Genomic DNA, 2,494 nt, shown 5'->3' on the forward strand with positions numbered 1-2,494 from the left:
CCGCCCCGGAGGCGGGGTCGCCGCTCAAGGCCGTGACCGCCGCGTCCGTCCGCCACCTGCCGAGAACCGCGCCGGAGGTCAGGCCGTGGAGTGTCACACCGCCGTCCGCGTCCGCCGCGGCGACCAGGCCCGCCCGGACGGAGCACCAGAGGCGGACCACCGGGGCCGGGTGCGGGAGGGTGCGCAGGACGCGGTCGGGGTCGCCGTCGTCGACGAGGAGGACGTCGGTGCCGTTGGCCAGGCACAGCACTCCGCGGTCCGCGGTGCGGGACCAGCCCACGGCCGTCGGCGGCACCGACAGGGGGTGCAGGACGGCGTCCGCGCCGCCGTCCACGGCCGTCGTCACCACGTGCAGTCCCTTGCCGCTGACCACCGCCGTGGCCGCGGGACCGGCGTCGGCGACCGCCAGCAGCCGTGGCTGGTCGGGGAGTTCGACGGGGAGGACGGACTCGCCGTCGTCGATGCGCAGGATCGTCCGGCCGTCCGCGGTCGTCGCGGCGGCCGCCCGGTGACCGGTCCGCGCGCACAGCAGAGTGCCGCCCAGCTCCGCCTGAGCGGCCAGCAGCGTGCCGTCCGTACGGGTCTCGGCGGCCACGCTCACGTTCAGGGCCGTGTGTTCGCCGTCGTGCAGGTCCAGTTCGTGCCACTGGGCCCCGGGCAGTGCCCCGCGCAGCCGTAGCCGGACCTGGCCCGCGCCTCTCGCCCCGCAGACCAGCGCCCCGGGCTCCGGGGGCCGGCTCAGGACCAGGCCGTCCGCCACGGGCCGTACGCCGATGTCGACCTCCCCGTGGACCAGCGCCCGCACCGCTCGCAGTTCCTCGGCGTCGGCCCGGTCCGCCAGGGCGGGCGGCGGCTCCATACCCAGGCGTTCGGCCGCCATCACCCGCAGCCGCCAGGCGGGCTGCGACTCCCGTACGGCTTCGGGCAGTCGGGGCAGGAAGCGCAGGATCCAGCGGCCGGCTTCGGCCGACGCGCCGCTGTCGGCGAGCACCTGCCGGTAGAGCGGGCCCAGGGTCCGCTCGATGGCGGCCTCGGAGAGCGGCGGGCCGACGGTCGCCGACCACAGCAGTTCCTCGAAGCCGCGGACGAGGGGCGGCGCGCAGCGGTGCGCGGCGCGGGTGAAATCGCGGACCGAGGTGAGCAGGTGCGGATCGTGGTCGTGCAACTGCCGTCGCAGTTCGGCGCTCACCTCCGGGTAGAGCACCAGGGCGCGGCTGTCGGCGGCCTCCACGAGCGGGGAGAAGCACAGCCGCGCCTCCAGTCCGGCGCCGCTGTCCGGGGCGAACCGGAGGCGGGCGCCGCGCAGGAAGTAGGGCTCGGCCTGGGCGGCCAGGCACAGTGAGCGGGCCAGGCGCACCACGTCGGGCTGGTGCCGGCGCTGTTCCGCGATCAGCCGGTGGGCGCCTGCGCGTTCGGCTGCCGCGGTCATCGGTGCGGCCCGGCCCGTCGCGGATCCCGGCGGGCGGTGGTCTGCGCGAGCCGTACGGACACCCGGCGGTCCAGCGGGACCAGCGCGACCGTCCGCCGTACGGCCGCCGGGTACTCCTCGGCGGGGTAGGGGGTCAGACACACGGTCCGGCAGCCCGCCTCGCGCAGCCTGCGCAGATACGGCAGCCAGCTCGCGGGCGAGGAGTGGTGGCGGCCGGGCAGCGGCGGCTGGAGGTGTCCGAGGTCGGACAGCAGCAGGACGGGCTGTCCGTGCGCCGGCACCGGGTGGGGTTCCCAGGTGCGGCCCCGGTCCCGGCTGACGCCCTGGGCGATGCGCAGGTCCAGCACGCGCAGGCCGCCCGGCGGCAGGATGCGGGCGGCGAGCCGGGCGATCCACTCCTGGTCGTGCCGGAAGGGCCGCATCGACTCACCGCGGTCGAGCAGCAGCAGCGCGCCGGCCCGGGTGGTGAGGCGATGCCGGTAGGGCACCCGGGGCCGGGCGACCGGGCCGCCGGCGAGACCGCGCACCACCAGCTCCACCAGCCGGGGGTGGTCGACCGCGCGTCCGGTGGTGAGGGTGCCGGCCACCGCGAGGAACAGGGCCCGCTCGGTGCGCGGGTTCCACGGCGACGCGGGCCGGGGCAGGGCCATCGGCCAGGGCATGTCCAACGCCTCGGTACGGCCGAGGAGTTGCTCGGTGCCCTCGCCCGGGTCGTCGGTGGGGGCGAGCGCCTGCCACAACGGCGGCTGCGTCTCCCGGGCCGCCGGGGGACGTCCGGCACGGATCAGGAGCAGCGACCCGCCGGTCGCCGTCCTGGGGGCCGGGGGCTGTTCGCCGGAGGTCGTGGGGGCGGCCGCCGGGTCGTGGCGGTACGGCGGTGGGGCGGCGCCGTCCCGGCCTGGCCGCCGGCGTGCGGTGTCCGGAGGCGCGGGACCGGTGCTCGGCCGCCCCGTCGGCCCGCTGCCGTTCGCGCGGGTCGTCGGACGGTCGCCCCGGGAGGACCGTGCCGGGTTCGCGGGACGGCCGCCGGCCCCTTCGGGCGGGGTGGTTCCCGCGGTGTAAGGG

1 protein-coding gene and 1 pseudogene are annotated in these 2,494 nt (G+C 77.7%); both read right to left on the bottom strand.

Going from position 1 to position 2,494, the window contains the following annotated elements; translation table 11 throughout:
* Positions 1-1,429, bottom strand: a pseudogene (locus EHS43_RS42430) (hypothetical protein); the annotation flags it as partial.
* Positions 1,426-2,494, bottom strand: a 1,069-nt coding sequence (locus tag EHS43_RS46910; protein ID WP_185806643.1) for a hypothetical protein, incomplete at its 5' end; no start/stop codon positions are given. The pseudogene EHS43_RS42430 and the gene EHS43_RS46910, both read right to left, overlap by 4 nt.

It is taken from the genome of Streptomyces sp. RP5T (genome assembly GCF_003933965.1).
Taxonomy (GTDB): domain Bacteria; phylum Actinomycetota; class Actinomycetes; order Streptomycetales; family Streptomycetaceae; genus Streptomyces.